The following is a 14,907-nucleotide window of genomic DNA, read 5'->3' as shown; positions in this document are numbered from 1 at the left end:
CATGCTTAGTTCTTATACCGGGAGTCAGGTGCGGGCAGCGGAATCACCGCTCCTCGACGCCGGCCTCGGTCATGAGCTCATGCAGCGTGCTGCGCACGGCCTTGCACAGGCCTCAGCGGCAGAACTCCAGGCGACGGGCGGCGTCTACGGCAGGGCCGTCGTCGTACTTGCGGGCAGCGGCAACAACGGGGGAGACGGACTGTACGCCGGAGCCCGGCTACAGCACCGCGGAGCGGGCACGACGGCGGTACTCACCTCCCAGCGCGTGCACACGGACGCGCTGGCCGCCTTCCGCGCCGCCGGCGGACGGGTTGAAGAGCTTACGGATTCCAGCCTGGACCGTCTCGTCGAGCGGCTCGCTTCGGCAGACCTCATCATCGACGGAATACTCGGTACGGGAGGCGTGGGCGGGCTGCGCGGGGCAGCGGCCAAACTGGTTGAGCGCGTGAACGAGCACGGGATTACGGGACGCGTCGTGGCGTGCGATGTTCCCAGCGGCGTCAACGCCGATTCCGGTGAAGCCGTCGGCGAGGTGCTGGCCGCGGACCTCACTGTGACGTTCGGCGGCTTGAAGGCAGGTCTGTTGGCGGGCGCCGGCGCACGGCTGGCCGGACGCGTGGTGACCATCGACATCGGGCTCGCTCCCACCCTGCCCCGGCCCAGCGTGTATTCGCTGGAACCCTCCGACTTCCGCCGTCTCTATGCGCAGCCGCAGCCGGCTGACCACAAGTACAGCCGCGGCGTCCTCGGTATCGCCGCCGGATCCGCCATGTATCCCGGCGCGGCGGTCCTGGCCACCGGCGCCGCGCTGGCCACCGGCGTCGGAATGATCCGTTTCCTCGGACCCGGGACGGTCACTTCGCTCATCAACACCGTTCACCCCGAGGTGGTGTGCTCCCAGGGCGCCGTTTCCGATTCCCGTGTACAGGCGTGGCTCGTGGGCCCCGGCGCTACCGAGGATCCGGGCCAACGGCAACGGGCACGGGCAGCCATCGAGTCCGGGCTGCCAACGGTGGTGGACGCCGGAGCGCTCCCGCTGCTGCCGGCGACGGTCGGGAGTCACGTCATCCTTACTCCTCACGCGGGGGAGCTGGCTGCGCTGTTCGAACGCCGCGGTGACGCAGTGCAGCGGGACGCGATTGAGGCCGCGCCCATCGAATTCGCACGCCGGGCAGCGGAGACCATAGGCGCAACCGTCCTTCTCAAGGGCCACACCACCGTGATTGCCGCCCCGAGCGGGGAGATCTTCAGCCAGGCCAATGCCACTCCGTGGCTCGCGACCGCCGGCTCCGGAGACACGCTCGCAGGAATCCTCGGTGCGCTGGTTGCCACCAATGCGGAGAACGACGACGCCGGCGCCTCCCTCGGATTGCCGCCCTCGGCACGCTGGGCTGCCCTGGCGGCTGCAGCGGCCATGGTGCACGGTCTGGCCGGCAAGCGGGCAGCGAAGCGCGGTCCCATTGTTGTCAGCGACCTGCCGCGCCACGTCGGACGGGTCATCCGGTGCCTGCTGCAGGACCCACCACTCACCGGACCCCAGTAAATTTCGTTCACCAGAATGTCAGATCCCTGCGCTATGAAAAGATGCAGGACAAGCGGCCGAGTAGATCGGAGCGCACAATCAAGCAAGGAGCACACATGGAGCTTTGGCCAGGAGATGCCTACCCGCTGGGGGCAACCTATGACGGCACCGGCACCAACTTCGCCCTCTACAGCGAGGTCGCCGAGAAGGTGGAGCTGTGCCTGATAGACGATGATGGCTCTGAGACCCGCATCGCCCTCAAGGAAGTAGACGGGTACGTCTGGCACGGTTATCTGCCGCATGTTGTGCCCGGACAGAAGTACGGCTACCGCGTGCATGGCCCCAACAACCCGTCCGAGGGCCACCGCTGCAACCCCAACAAGCTGCTTCTGGACCCCTACGCCAAGGCGATCCACGGCGAGTACGACTGGGACCAGGCACTGTTCAGCTACAACTTCGGTGACCCGACCTCCGTCAACAACGAGGACTCAGCGGCACATACGATGCTCGGTGTCGTGATCAACCCGTTCTTCGACTGGGACGGCGACCGTCGACCGAAGGTTCCGTACCACCAGTCGGTCATCTACGAGGCCCACGTCAAGGGCCTGACCCAGCTGCACCCCGACGTTCCGGAGGAACAGCGCGGCACCTACGCCGGTGTTGCCCACCCCTCCGTCATTGCGCACCTCCAGAAGCTCGGCGTCACCGCCATCGAGCTGATGCCCGTGCACCAGTTCGTCAACGACAGCACCCTGCAGGACAAAGGGCTGTCCAACTACTGGGGCTACAACACGATCGGCTTCTTCGCACCCCACAACGAGTACGGCTCCACCGGGGACGAGGGCGAGCAGGTCCAGGAATTCAAGGCGATGGTGCGCGAACTGCACCTCGCGGGCATCGAGGTAATCCTCGACGTCGTCTACAACCACACTGCCGAGGGCAACCATATGGGGCCCACCCTCTCCATGCGCGGCATCGACAACGCGGCCTACTACCGCCTGGTCGAGGATGACAAGCAGTACTACATGGACACCACGGGCACCGGCAACTCCCTCAACGTCGGCAACCCGCACGCCCTCCAGCTGCTCATGGACTCCCTGCGCTACTGGGTGACCGAGATGCACGTTGACGGCTTCCGCTTTGACCTCGCCTCAGCTCTGGCCCGCGAGTTCTACGAGGTTGACCGCCTCTCCGCGTTCTTCGAACTGGTCCAGCAGGATCCGGTGGTATCCCAGGTCAAGCTCATCGCGGAACCGTGGGACGTTGGCCCCGGTGGTTACCAGGTCGGCAACTTCCCGCCGCAGTGGACCGAATGGAACGGCAAGTACCGCGACACGGTCCGCGACTTCTGGCGTGGAGAGCCTTCAAGCATCGGTGAGTTTGCTTCCCGATTGACCGGCTCGGCTGACCTCTACGAACACTCGGCACGCCGCCCCGTTGCCTCCATCAACTTCGTCACGGCGCATGACGGCTTCACCCTGCGCGACCTCGTGTCCTACAACGAAAAGCACAACGAGGCCAACGGTGAGGACAACAACGACGGCGAATCCCACAACCGCTCCTGGAACTGCGGCGTCGAGGGCCCCACGGACGATCCTGAGGTACAGTCCATCCGCGCCCGCCAGCAGCGGAACTTCATCGCCACCCTCCTGTTGTCACAGGGCGTTCCGATGCTCTCCCACGGTGACGAGCTCGGACGCACGCAGGAGGGCAACAACAACACCTACTGCCAGGACTCCGAGCTTTCCTGGGTGCACTGGGACAAGCTGGACCAGCCGCTGCTGGAATTCACTGCTGCAGTGAACCGGCTCCGGTCCGAGCACCCGACCTTCCGCCGTCGTCGGTTCTTCGATGGGCGTCCCGTCCGCAGAGGCGAGGGGGAGGCGCTGCCGGACATCGTGTGGCTGGATACCGAAGGCGAGCTGATGGCACCGGAGGACTGGAACGCAGGCTTCGGCCGTTCCATCGGCGTCTTCCTCAACGGGCAGGGCATCCGCGGACGGGACCAGCGCGGCCAGCGCATCACCGACGCGAACTTCCTGCTGTACTTCAACGCCAATGACGAGGCTGTGACCTTCAAGGTTCCCGCATCCGAGTACGGCCCCGTGTGGGACGAAGTGATCGACACCGCCGGCGTCTACGCCGACTCGGACCCCATCAACGCGGGCAGCGCCGTAACCGTCGAGGCGAAGTCGATGGTCGTGCTCCGCGCCCACGCTGATGTTGAGGAACCGGATCACTCTGTTGCCGCATCCCTGGCCATCCTCGCCAACGAGCACACCTCGCGGGCCGGCTCGGCCTGATCTTTACCAGGCCAGGCAGAACCACCCACTCCAGGAGGAATACGTGAAGACACCCCAGTCGACCTACCGGTTGCAGATTCGATCCAGCTTCGACCTGTCTGCTGCCGCAGATGTTGTGCCCTACCTGGTGGACCTCGGGGCGGACTGGGTGTACCTGTCGCCGGTCCTTACCGCGGAGCAGGGTTCCGATCACGGGTACGACGTCACCGATCCCACGTCAGTGGATCCCGAGCGGGGAGGCGCTGAGGCGTTCGACGCGCTGTGCAGGACGGCCCACGAGGCTGGGCTCGGTGTCCTTGTGGACATCGTGCCCAACCACGTGGGCGTCGCCACCCCGGCGCAGAACGCGTGGTGGTGGGATCTGCTGAGCAAGGGCCGGGATTCCCGTTACGCCGAAGCATTCGACGTGGACTGGGACGCCGGCGGCGGCCGGATCCGGGTCCCCGTGCTCGGTGACGGAGACAATGAGGAAGAGCAGCTCAAGGTCGTCGACGGTGAGCTGCACTACTACGAGAACCGGTATCCGATCGCTGAGGGCACCGCACACCCCGGTGACACCGGCGCGGAAGTCCATGCACGCCAGCACTATGAACTGGTGAACTGGCGCCGCGCGGACAGCGAGCTGAACTACCGGCGGTTCTTCGGCGTCAATACGCTCGCCGGTGTCCGCGTGGAAGTGCCGTGGGTCTTTGACGAGGCGCACTCGGAGGTCCGCCGCTGGTTCGAGGAGTCCCTCGTGGACGGAGTCCGGATTGATCATCCGGACGGCCTTGCGGACCCTGCGGGCTACCTCGAGAGGCTTCGGGAGCTTTCCGGCGGCGCCTACACGCTGGTGGAGAAGATCCTCGAGCCCGGCGAGGTTCTGCCGGAACGTTGGGCGTGTGAGGGAACCACCGGCTATGACGGCCTCGCCGTGGTGGACCGGCTGTTCGTGGATCCGGCAGGACAGCCCGCTCTGGACGCTGCTGTGCCGACCGAGCGCTTCGTCCACATGATTCACGGAACCAAGCGCGGGATCACCGACGGGATCCTGCGCTCCGAGGTGCTGAGACTGGCCCGCCTTGTCCCTGCATCAGCCAACCTGGAGCTGGAACAGAGCGCCGACGCCATTGCCGAGCTGCTCACGTGCTTCCCGGTCTATCGCAGCTACCTGCCCGACGGCGCGGGCCACCTGACGGAGGCGGTCCAGAACGCGAAGGTCCGCCGGCCGGACCTGGCTCCGGTGATCGATGCGCTGCACCCGTTCCTGAACCCGTACCTCACCGGCGCTGGCGCTGAATCCACCGAGCTGCCCGAACTGGCAGTGCGGTTCCAGCAGACCTCCGGCATGGTGATGGCGAAGGGCGTCGAGGACACCGCGTTCTACCGGTACAACCGGTTGACCTCGCTCAACGAGGTCGGTGCTGATCCTTCGATCTTCGCGCTGGACGGCTACGAGGTCCATCGTGCGCTGCAGGAACGACAGGAGTCCTCGCCGCTGACCATGAACTCGCTCAGCACGCATGACACGAAGCGCGGCGAGGATACCCGTGCCCGCATTTCGGTGCTGTCCGAACTGGCAGGGGAGTGGACGGACGTCTTCGGGCAGCTGAACCGGCTCGCCCCCATCGGGGATACGGCCTTCGCGTCACTGATGTGGCAGGCGTTGGTCGGAGCCTGGCCGCTCAGCCGGGAACGGGCACACGCCTACGTGGAAAAAGCTGCCCGGGAAGCTGATGCCAGTACCCACTGGACGGCGCCTAATGCCGCCTTCGAAGAAAAAATGCACGACGCCGTTGACGCCGCTTTCGACCGCCCGGAGGTGAACAGCCTCATCACCTCGCTGGTGGAGAAGACGGCTGCGCCGGGGTGGTCCAATTCATTGGGCGCGAAACTTGTTCAACTCACCATGCCCGGCGTGCCGGATGTGTACCAGGGGTCCGAGCTTTGGGAAACCTCCCTCGTGGACCCGGACAACCGGCGACCGGTGGACTTCGCAGCGCGGAAGCAGGGGCTCGTGGACCTCGCGTTCGGTGCACTGCCGCAAATTGACGACGGCGGCCTGGCCAAGCTCCTTGTTGTCTCGCGTGCCCTTCGGCTGCGCAGGGACCGTCCCGAGCTCTTCGCCGGCTACCGCTCGGTGATTTCCACCGGTGCGGCGGCCGATCACGTCTTCGCCTTCGACCGCGGCGGCGCCGTCACCGCGGTCACACGGCTCCCGCTGGGGCTGGAGCGTTCCGGCGGGTGGCGGGACACCGCCGTCGTACTTCCGGAAGGGACGTACAGCTGCGCGATCACCGGCACCGGGTTTGAAGGTGGGCCGGTTCCGGCCAAACGGCTGTTTGAAACCTACCCTGTGGCACTTCTCGTGAAGGAGGAAGCTAAGTGAGTTCGAGGTTTGACGTCTGGGCGCCGAAGGCGCTCTCAATGACCCTGGTTGCGGACGGCACCAACTACCCCATGGTTTCCCGCGAGGGCAGCTGGTGGGAGGCGCCCGGAGCTCCTTCCGAAGGCGAGGTGGACTACGGCTACCTGATCAACGCCTCCGTAAGCCCGGTACCGGACCCCCGTTCGCGCCGGCAGCCGGGGGGCGTGCACAAGCTCTCCCGCGCGTTCGACGCCGGTGCATACTCCTGGGGCGACGACGGCTGGACATCACCCGGCCTGGACGGGAACGTCATCTACGAGATGCACATTGGAACGTTCACCCCGGAAGGGACGCTGGACGCAGCGATCGGGAAGCTGGACTACCTGGTCGGACTCGGCGTGCAGTACGTCGAGCTGCTCCCGGTCAACGCCTTCAACGGCACACACAACTGGGGTTATGACGGTGTGCTCTGGTACGCCGTCCAGGAAACCTACGGCGGACCGGCCGCGTACCAGCGGTTCGTCGACGCAGCACACCAGCGCGGACTCGGCGTCATCCAGGACGTCGTCTACAACCACCTCGGACCGAGCGGCAACTACATCACGCAGTTCGCCCCGTACCTGACGGAGGGCAAGGCCAACACCTGGGGCGATTCCCTGAACCTGGACGGCCCGCTGTCCGACGAAGTGCGCCGGTACGTGATCGACAACCTGCTGATGTGGTTCCGCGACTACCACGTGGACGGGCTGCGGCTTGATGCCGTGCACGCCCTCCATGACGAGCGCGCCATCCACATCCTCGAGGAGTTCGCGGTCGAAACGGACCGGTGTGCCGCCGAGCTTGGCAAGCCGCTGTTCCTGATCGCAGAGTCGGACCTGAACAATCCGAGGCTCATCGCACCGCGCAGTGCCGGCGGCTTCGGTCTGGCGGGCCAGTGGAGCGACGACTTCCACCACGCGGCCCACGTCAACGTCACCGGTGAGACCGTGGGCTACTACGAGGACTTCGACTCGATCGGTGCGCTCGCGAAGGTGTACCAGGAGGGCTTCTTCCACAACGGGACCTGGTCCTCGTTCCGGGAACGTTCGCACGGGCGGCCCATCGACCCCGCAACCCACAGCCTCCACCAGCTCGTGGTCTGCACGCAGAACCACGACCAGATCGGTAACCGCGCGGCCGGCGACCGCATCAGCGCGAGCCTCACCACTGCACAGTTGGCGCAGGCGGCCGTTCTCAACATCGCCGGGCCCTTCACTCCGATGCTGTTTATGGGTGAGGAGTACGGCGCGGAAACACCGTGGCCGTTCTTCACCTCGCACCCGGAACCGGAGCTCGGTAAGGCGACGGCTGAGGGACGCCTCAGGGAGTTCGAGAAGATGGGCTGGGACCCGGATACGGTGCCCAATCCCCAGGATCCGGAAACGTTTGCCTCCGCGAAACTCGACTGGACAGAGCAGGAGCGCCCCGAACAGGCACGCCTCCTGGACCTCTACCGTGACCTCATTGCGCTCCGCCGGAAGAACAAGGACCTGCACAACCCCGACTTCACGTCGGTGAGCGTCGACTTCGACGAGGACCAGCGCTGGCTCGTGCTCCATCGGGGAGGCACCGCCGTCGCCGTGAACTTCGCGGACGGTGAGCGGGAGATTCCGGTCGCCGCAAAGAAGGTCCTGCTCAGCACTGAACCCGGTGAATCGATCGGGGACGGCACGGTCACGCTTCCGGCCTACGGTGCCACAATCCTGAAGGTCTAAGAGGGCCACATGCGCGAGCTCAGCACGGATGTGCTCATCGTCGGAGCCGGTCCCACCGGTCTGATGCTCGCCGCCTGGCTGGCGAAGCTCGGAGTCGACTCCGTGCTCGTGGATGGGAAGGACGGGCCCACGCGTGAGTCCCGTGCGCTCGGCGTCCATTCACGAAGTATGGAAATCTACGACCAGCTGGGCGTCGTGGACCGCGTGCTCGCCGAGGCGGAATCTGTGGTCACGATCCGCCCCGGTTACGAGGACCGGTCCTTCGGTGCCGTACCCATCGGGAGGTTCGGAGCGGACCTGACGCCCTACCCGGGCATTCATGTACTGGAGCAGAGCAGGAATGAGCGCATCCTGCTGGACCGGCTGGAGGAGCTGGGCGGAACGGTCGAGTGGGAACACGCGCTGCAGAGCCTCACCGCGGTCGACGGCGGCGTCATCGCAGAGTGCACCGGACGGTCAGGCTCGTTGCACGTCCGGGCGCGGTTCTGCGTCGGGGCGGATGGAGGATCGTCGGCGGTACGGAAACTGACCGGCATCCCCTTCGAGGGGCTCACGAACGAGCACACGTTCTACGTGGTGGACGTGCTGGGCGTCTCCGGTGTCGCCGAGGACAGCGTGAACCTCCGGTTCGGCGCGGAGGAGTTCCTGCTGGGCTTCCCCATGGGGCCGGACGGCCACCACCGGCTGCTCGGCGTGCTGCGGACCGCCGGCGGCCAGGACGTGCCCGAGGCACTCGCACGGCAACGGCTCGACGAGGTGTTCGACGTGTCCTACCGGGAGTCGCTCTGGTTCTCCACCTACCGCATCCATCACCGGGTTGCTGCGCGCTTCTGTGAAGGTCCGGTTTTCCTGGCTGGCGATGCCGGGCACGTCCACTCGCCCGTCGGCGCCCAGGGAATGAACACCGGCCTGCAGGATGCGCACAATCTGGCATTCAAGCTGGCGGAGGTGATCCAGGGCCGCGCCTCGGAGTCTCTGCTTGACCGCTACGAAGCTGAGCGGCGCCCGGTGGCTCTTCGCCTGGTGAACAGTACGGACCGGGCATTCGGCGCGGTGACCTCCACGCGGAGGATCGCCCGCGCTTTCCGCCGCACGGCTCCGCGGCTGGTTGCCCCGGCGGCGGTCCGGCTCATTCCACAGCTCCCCATCGCGCCGCGCCTGTTCGGCTACGTCTCCCAGATCCGGATCCACTACTGGATGGACGACGGCGCCGGCGCGTCTGGTGGTACGGGTGCCAAACCCAGCCGGCGCGGGCGCCGCGGACGGGTCGTCGGCAGGCGGTTACCCTGGACGGGAAGTAACTTCGAAACCCTCCGCTCTGCCACCTGGCAGGTTCACACCTACGGCGAGGTGGACCCGGAAGTGGTTGCCGCCGTCGGGCACGCCCTGAACGTGCGTGTCCACTCATTCGCCGCGGCAGCCGGCAAAGGCCTCGAGGACGGGACGTGCTACCTGGTTCGCCCGGACGGCTTCGTGGCGGGTGCGTCGCCGGTGCATACCGCGGTGTCACAGTTCCGTGCGCTCCTGCCGGATCAGTGGTTTTGACCCCTCAGCGACCTAGGATGAATTCATGACCTATCACCCGGCGGAAAACCGCTACGAGACCATGCCATACCGACGAGTCGGACGAAGCGGCTTGCACCTGCCGGCCGTCTCGCTGGGGTTGTGGCACAACTTCGGTGATGACAAGCCATTCGACGTCCAGCGTGCCATTCTGCGGCGGGCATTCGATCTCGGCGTCACCCATTTCGACCTGGCGAATAACTACGGACCTCCTTATGGCTCGGCGGAGACCAACTTCGGCAGGCACCTCAAGGACGATTTCAAGCCGTTCCGCGATGAGCTCGTGATTTCAAGCAAGGCCGGCTATGACATGTGGCCTGGTCCCTACGGCAACTTCGGATCACGCAAGTACTTGCTGGCGAGCCTTGACCAGTCACTGTCGCGCATGGGGCTGGACTACGTCGACATTTTCTACAGCCACCGCCCCGATCCGGAGACTCCGCTTGAGGAAACGATGGGCGCCCTGGACACCGCAGTGCGTTCCGGGCGTGCGTTGTACGCCGGTATCTCCTCATACTCTCCGGAGCGAACCGCAGAGGCGGCAGCGATCCTGCGGGATCTCGGTACACCCCTGCTGATCCACCAGCCCTCGTACTCCATGCTTAACCGCTGGGTCGAGAACGGCGAGCCGAACCTGCCCGAGGTCCTTGAGCAGACCGGAGCCGGATCCATCGCGTTCTCGCCGCTCGCACAGGGCCTGCTCACCAGCAAGTACCTCAACGGGGTTCCGGAAGGTTCGCGTGCGGCCTCGAACAAGTCGCTGTCCGAGGACCACCTGTCGGAGGACAACCTGCGCCGTGTCCGCGGCCTGAACAGCATCGCGGAGTCCCGGGGACAGACGCTTGCGCAGATGGCCATCGCGTGGATCCTCCGCCCGCAGAGCAAGGGCTCGCCCATCACGTCGGCGCTGATCGGTGCCTCGAGCGTGAAGCAGCTCGAGGACAGCGTGAGTGCGATCAACAACCTCGACTTCAGCGAAGACGAGCTGAACGCGATCGACGAGTTCGCCGTCGAATCCGACATCAACCTCTGGGCAAGGGCGCTGGAAGTCTAGGACGGCCTGCGTGTTCAGAACGCGCTGTGGACCCGCGACATTCGCTGGTCCGCAGCGCGTTTCCTTTGCCGTCTGGCCTTACCCCTGGCGCCAGTGGCTGTGCAGCTTCGGGAACGCGTTCTCGTACCCGCGAAGAAGCCGCTGGGCGGTGTGCACGGAATCAATGAGCGGATGCAGCGCGAAAGCACGGACCGCGAGGGAACGGTCCCCCTGCACGACGGCGGCGATCACGTCCTGCTCGACCCCCTTCACCTGCGACATCAGGCCGAGCTGATGCGGTGCCGGCTTTCCAACCGGCAGCGCTGCGGCGCCCCGGCCGGTGACGAGTGCGGGAACCTCGACGATGGCGTCGGCAGGAAGCTGGGGGATCGACTCGCCGTTGCGGACGTTGACGATGAGCTCGGCAGCCTCGTCCCGGATCAGGGCGCGCATGACGGTGAGGGCCACCCGCTCATAGCCGCCGCCTGCCAGGTCCGCCTCATCGCGGGATTCCTCAGCCGTGCGGGCTTCGGCAAGGTATCCCTCTTCGCGGGTTCGCCGTGCCGCCTCCCACTCGGCGAAAGGCTGATTTGTCGAGAGCAGCCTTGGATAAAGGCCCTCCTGCTGGCGGACCAGTGACTCCCCGCGGGTTTCGGCTGCGGCGGCAACGGAGCGCCGCGCCTCCGCATGGAAGTAGTAGTAGAAGAGATACTCGTTCGGCAGCGCGCCGACCATGCGCAGGAACTGCTCACCGAAGACCCGGCCTTCCTCGAACGAACCCAGCCGGGCAGGATCGGCCAGCAGTGCGGGCAGGAGGTTCACGCCGTCGTGCTCCAGGGACCGCAGCCACCCCAGGTGGTTCAGGCCCACGTAATCGACACCGGTCAGGGTGCCGAGCGGCAACGGAGCACCCGCGGCGATGGACGCACGGCGGACCAGCCCGGAGGCCGAGTCGCAGATCCCGATGACACGTTCGCCCAGAACGGGCTGCACCGCCTCCGTGATGATCCCCGCGGGGTTGGTGAAGTTGATGACCCACGCCTCCGGGCAGGTGCGGACAATGACCTCCGCCAACGTGAGCATCTCGGGGATGGAGCGCAGCGCGTAGGACAGGCCGCCCGCACCCACCGTCTCCTGGCCGAGTACCCCCTCGGAAATGGCAACCCGCTCATCCAGCACGCGGCCGGCGGCGCCACCGGGACGGATGGCAACGAAGACGACGTCGGCACCCGCCAGAGCGTCCTCCAACCGGTCACTCACGATGAGGCGGGGCGGCTGCGCTCCGTCGGGAAGCGGCATATCGAGCGCCACACGGGCGACTGCCGCCGCGCGGGAGGGATCGGCGTCGTACAGGCACACATCATCGATCAAACCGGCGAAGGCACCCGAGCACAGTGCGCGGTAAATGAGGGGTACGCGGAACCCGCCGCCGCCGATCACAGCCAACTTCATGATGCGCTCCTTGGTGGACGCTGAACGCGCCCTGCTGATTACTCCCCGTACGGCCGGGGAGTAATGTGCCCTACATGGCTTCCCCGAACCGCTTCGACCCGCTTGCCTCCTCACGGACCGAGAACGATCCGGAGTTCGACCTCCTGCTTACCGGTTCGGTGTTCTTCGACATTATCTTCACCGGCCTCGATACGCTGCCGGTCCCAGGGACCGAGGTGTGGGCCGAGGGGATGGGTTCGTGTCCCGGCGGAGTGGCGAACCAGGCCATCGCGGCAAGCAGGCTCGGACTGCACACGACGCTCGCGGCAGCATTCGGCGACGACGGTTACGGTGCCTTCAACCGCAGCATCCTGCACGGGCAGGAACACGTTGACCTGTCCCGGTCGAAGACCTTCGAGGAGTGGCATTCGCCGGTCACGGTGTCGCTCTCGGTGAACCGTGACCGGTCGATGGTCACGCATGGGCACCCGTCGCCGCTGTCCGCTTCAGAGCTGATCGCAGACCTGCCGCGGAGCCGCGCCGCCATCGCTGAAGTGGGCCCGGAAGTGGAACCGTGGGTGCCCGTGGCGCATGCCAACGGGATGCGGCTCTACGGTGACGTCGGTTGGGATCCAAGCGGAACCTGGTCCCGGGAAGCGCTGGATTCCCTGCAGTACTTCCACGCCTTCCTGCCCAACGAAGCCGAGGCAATGGCGTACACGAGAACCACCGACCCCTGGGCCGCACTGTATGCGCTCGCGGACCTGGTACCGGTGGCCGTGGTGACGGTCGGCCACCACGGCGCAATCGCCGTCGACTCCATTACCGGGGAGGAGGAGTGGGTGCCCGCACTGCCCGTGAATGCGTACGATCCAACGGGAGCCGGCGACTGCTTCGGAGCGGCCTTCGTCACGGGCGACCTTGCAGGCTGGTCCCTCGCGGATCGGTTGGCGTTCGCCAACCTGTGTGCCTCACTCTCGGTGCAGGAAGTCGGAGGTTCGCTGGCCGCTCCGGGCTGGGGCGATATCGCCGACTGGTGGCGGGGGATGAGTGCCGAGCGCGACGGCGTCCGGAAGCAGTGGATGCGCCGCTACGCCTTCCTGGAGGAGGCCGTCGCCAACGTCCCACCTGAAGCGGTCCGGCGGGCGAGCGCCACCATTGCAACCCAGTCGGACGCATGAGAGCTGCCGGGCAGGCTGCGGACCCACCGGGGACCATAGCCGGAGGGGCCCGATTCCTGACCGCCCGTTCAGAACTGACAGAATGGGCCTGTGAGTTTTTCAGCAGGGCCCGTGCCGGAACGGTGGGCGGACATCGACCTCGCCGCGGTGCGGCACAACGTTCGGCATATCGCCGAGATTGCCAGCCCGGCACGCGTCATGGCCGTGGTGAAGGCCGACGGCTACGGACACGGCGCTGTGCCGGTGGCGAAGGCAGCACTGGAAGCCGGTGCCGCCTGGCTCGGGGTTGCGCACATCGCGGAGGCCGTCGCACTTCGCGAGGCCGGCATCGAGGCGCCGGTCCTCGCCTGGCTGCACACCGAATCGAGTGATTTCGCGGCCGCCATTGAATTGGGCGTGGATCTGGGTATTTCGGGCTGGGAACTGGCCCGCGTGGTGGCCGAAGCACGGCGGCTTGAGCGCCCTGCCCGGGTGCACCTGAAGATCGATACCGGACTGGGCCGCAACGGTTGCCCGCCCGAGCAGTGGGAAGCCCTGCTGGGCCGCGCGCTGGAACATCAGGAAAACGGACTGCTGAGGGTTGTCGGCGTCTTCTCCCACCTGGCTGTTGCCGACGAACCTGACCGGGAAGAGACCGACGAGCAGATCGAACGTTTCCGGGAAGCCGTCGCCGTTGCAGAAGACGCCGGGGTTGACCTCGAGGTCCGTCACCTCGCGAACACTCCCGGCACGCTCTCGCGGCCCGATGCACATTTCGACCTCGTGCGGGTGGGGCTCGGCATCTACGGTCTCTCACCCTTCGACGGGCAGCCATCGGCTGAGCTCGGGCTTCGTCCGGCCATGACCTTCCGGACCACCATCGCGAACTGCAAGGAAGTGCCGGAAGGTCACGGCGTTTCCTACGGCCTGTCCTACCGCACCGACAAGCGAACCACCCTGGGCCTGGTTCCGGTGGGTTACGGCGACGGCATCCCGAGGGTTGCTACTGGTGCGCCGGTATCAGTGGGTGGCAGGTTCTACCCCGTCGTGGGACGGATCGCGATGGACCAGTTTGTCATCGACTTCGATGAGACCGGGATCGCAGATTCGGGTGAGAGTCCGCTCGGCCGCGAGGTCGTGATCTTCGGCACCGGGGACGGAACCCCCACGGCCGATGACTGGGCCCGGGCCAGCGGCTCGATCAACTACGAAATCGTCACCCGAATCAGCCCGCGGGTCGCCCGCCGGTACATCGACTTGGAGACAGCCCAGTGACAAGCCCAGCCTGGTCGCACGGGTTCTCCGTAGCCTCCGTAGAGGAACTCCAACGTGCCGCAGAGAGCCTTGGCGGCCGGCTTGCGGCAGGTGACCTCCTCATCCTCACCGGTGAACTCGGTGCCGGGAAGACGACCTTCACCCAGGGACTGGGCCGCGGGCTGGGGGTCCGGGAAGGCATCATCTCGCCAACCTTCGTGCTGGTGCGCAATCATCCCTCGCTCTCGAACGGGCCGGAGCTGGTCCACGTGGACGCGTACCGGCTGGAATCGGACGCAGAGATAGACGACCTCGACCTGGAGTCGACGCTGGATGGTTCCGTCACCGTCGTCGAATGGGGTTCCGGCCGCGTGGAGCACCTTGCTGACAGCTGGCTGCACATCACGCTGGTCCGCCCGGTTGCCGGTTCACTCACGGACCCTGCAGCAACCACAGATGACGACGACGAACCGCGCCACGTGCGCATCGACGCCTACGGTCCGCGCTGGGCCGACATTGACTTGGGAGTGCTGGTCTAGC

At 66.2% G+C, this 14,907-nt stretch carries 10 protein-coding genes; 9 read left to right on the top strand and 1 reads right to left on the bottom strand.

Features of this window, described 5'->3' with window-relative positions; translation table 11 throughout:
• Nucleotide 1: 1 nt before the first annotated feature.
• The 6 genes from AC4D1W_RS06205 to mgrA all read left to right on the top strand — a co-directional run bounded on the left by AC4D1W_RS06205 (nt 2) and on the right by mgrA (nt 10,543).
• Complete coding sequence (locus AC4D1W_RS06205; protein ID WP_490898151.1) at nt 2-1,543, top strand: NAD(P)H-hydrate dehydratase; 1,542 nt, start codon at nt 2-4, stop codon at nt 1,541-1,543.
• A 95-nt stretch (nt 1,544-1,638) separates the two neighbouring features.
• Entirely contained in the window at nt 1,639-3,825 is a 2,187-nt protein-coding gene (gene glgX, locus AC4D1W_RS06200) for a glycogen debranching protein GlgX (RefSeq protein WP_490889611.1), read from the top strand.
• Between the two features lie 43 nt (nt 3,826-3,868).
• Nucleotides 3,869-6,193: a malto-oligosyltrehalose synthase gene (treY, locus tag AC4D1W_RS06195; protein ID WP_490898150.1), complete on the top strand. Its 2,325-nt coding sequence runs from the start codon at nt 3,869-3,871 to the stop codon at nt 6,191-6,193.
• On the top strand, nt 6,190-7,926 hold the full coding sequence (treZ, locus tag AC4D1W_RS06190; protein WP_490898149.1) for a malto-oligosyltrehalose trehalohydrolase: 1,737 nt from the start codon (nt 6,190-6,192) through the stop codon (nt 7,924-7,926). Before treY ends, treZ begins: the two co-directional genes overlap by 4 nt.
• Nucleotides 7,927-7,935: 9 nt before the next feature.
• The gene (locus AC4D1W_RS06185) at nt 7,936-9,471 is read left to right on the top strand and encodes an FAD-dependent monooxygenase (RefSeq protein WP_490898148.1); all 1,536 of its coding nucleotides are present in this window, start codon (nt 7,936-7,938) and stop codon (nt 9,469-9,471) included.
• Nucleotides 9,472-9,496: 25 nt separating this feature from the next.
• Nucleotides 9,497-10,543 (top strand): L-glyceraldehyde 3-phosphate reductase, encoded by a 1,047-nt coding sequence (mgrA, locus tag AC4D1W_RS06180; RefSeq protein ID WP_490889604.1) that lies wholly within the window; start codon nt 9,497-9,499, stop codon nt 10,541-10,543.
• A gap of 78 nt (nt 10,544-10,621) precedes the next feature.
• Here mgrA and AC4D1W_RS06175 read toward each other — a convergent pair whose 3' ends face one another.
• The gene (locus tag AC4D1W_RS06175; protein WP_490898147.1) at nt 10,622-11,974 is read right to left on the bottom strand and encodes a family 4 glycosyl hydrolase; all 1,353 of its coding nucleotides are present in this window, start codon (nt 11,972-11,974) and stop codon (nt 10,622-10,624) included.
• Nucleotides 11,975-12,048: 74 nt separating this feature from the next.
• Here AC4D1W_RS06175 and AC4D1W_RS06170 point away from each other — a divergent pair, with 74 nt between their 5' ends.
• The 3 genes from AC4D1W_RS06170 to tsaE all read left to right on the top strand — a co-directional run bounded on the left by AC4D1W_RS06170 (nt 12,049) and on the right by tsaE (nt 14,906).
• On the top strand, nt 12,049-13,134 hold the full coding sequence (locus AC4D1W_RS06170; protein WP_490889601.1) for a PfkB family carbohydrate kinase: 1,086 nt from the start codon (nt 12,049-12,051) through the stop codon (nt 13,132-13,134).
• Nucleotides 13,135-13,224: 90 nt separating this feature from the next.
• Nucleotides 13,225-14,388, top strand: a complete 1,164-nt coding sequence (gene alr, locus AC4D1W_RS06165) for an alanine racemase (RefSeq protein WP_490898146.1) — start codon at nt 13,225-13,227, stop codon at nt 14,386-14,388.
• On the top strand, nt 14,385-14,906 hold the full coding sequence (tsaE, locus tag AC4D1W_RS06160) for a tRNA (adenosine(37)-N6)-threonylcarbamoyltransferase complex ATPase subunit type 1 TsaE (RefSeq protein ID WP_490898145.1): 522 nt from the start codon (nt 14,385-14,387) through the stop codon (nt 14,904-14,906). The genes alr and tsaE overlap by 4 nt, the downstream gene beginning before the upstream one ends.
• Nucleotide 14,907 lies beyond the last annotated feature (1 nt).

Source organism: Arthrobacter sp. TJ-170, from assembly GCF_058269305.1.
The sequence above is the reverse complement of the archived record's forward strand: the minus strand, read 5'-3'. Positions and strand labels throughout refer to the sequence as shown.

Bases quoted from the DNA above. Each gene is read 5' to 3' on its own strand.
- AC4D1W_RS06185 (WP_490898148.1), top strand. From the start codon at position 7,936: ATGCGCGAGCTCAGCACGGATGTGCTCATCGTCGGAGCCGGTCCCACC.
- mgrA (WP_490889604.1), top strand. From the start codon at position 9,497: ATGACCTATCACCCGGCGGAAAACCGCTACGAGACCATGCCATACCGA.
- glgX (WP_490889611.1), top strand. From the start codon at position 1,639: ATGGAGCTTTGGCCAGGAGATGCCTACCCGCTGGGGGCAACCTATGAC.
- AC4D1W_RS06170 (WP_490889601.1), top strand. From the start codon at position 12,049: ATGGCTTCCCCGAACCGCTTCGACCCGCTTGCCTCCTCACGGACCGAG.
- AC4D1W_RS06175 (WP_490898147.1), bottom strand. From the start codon at position 11,974: ATGAAGTTGGCTGTGATCGGCGGCGGCGGGTTCCGCGTACCCCTCATT.
- AC4D1W_RS06205 (WP_490898151.1), top strand. From the start codon at position 2: ATGCTTAGTTCTTATACCGGGAGTCAGGTGCGGGCAGCGGAATCACCG.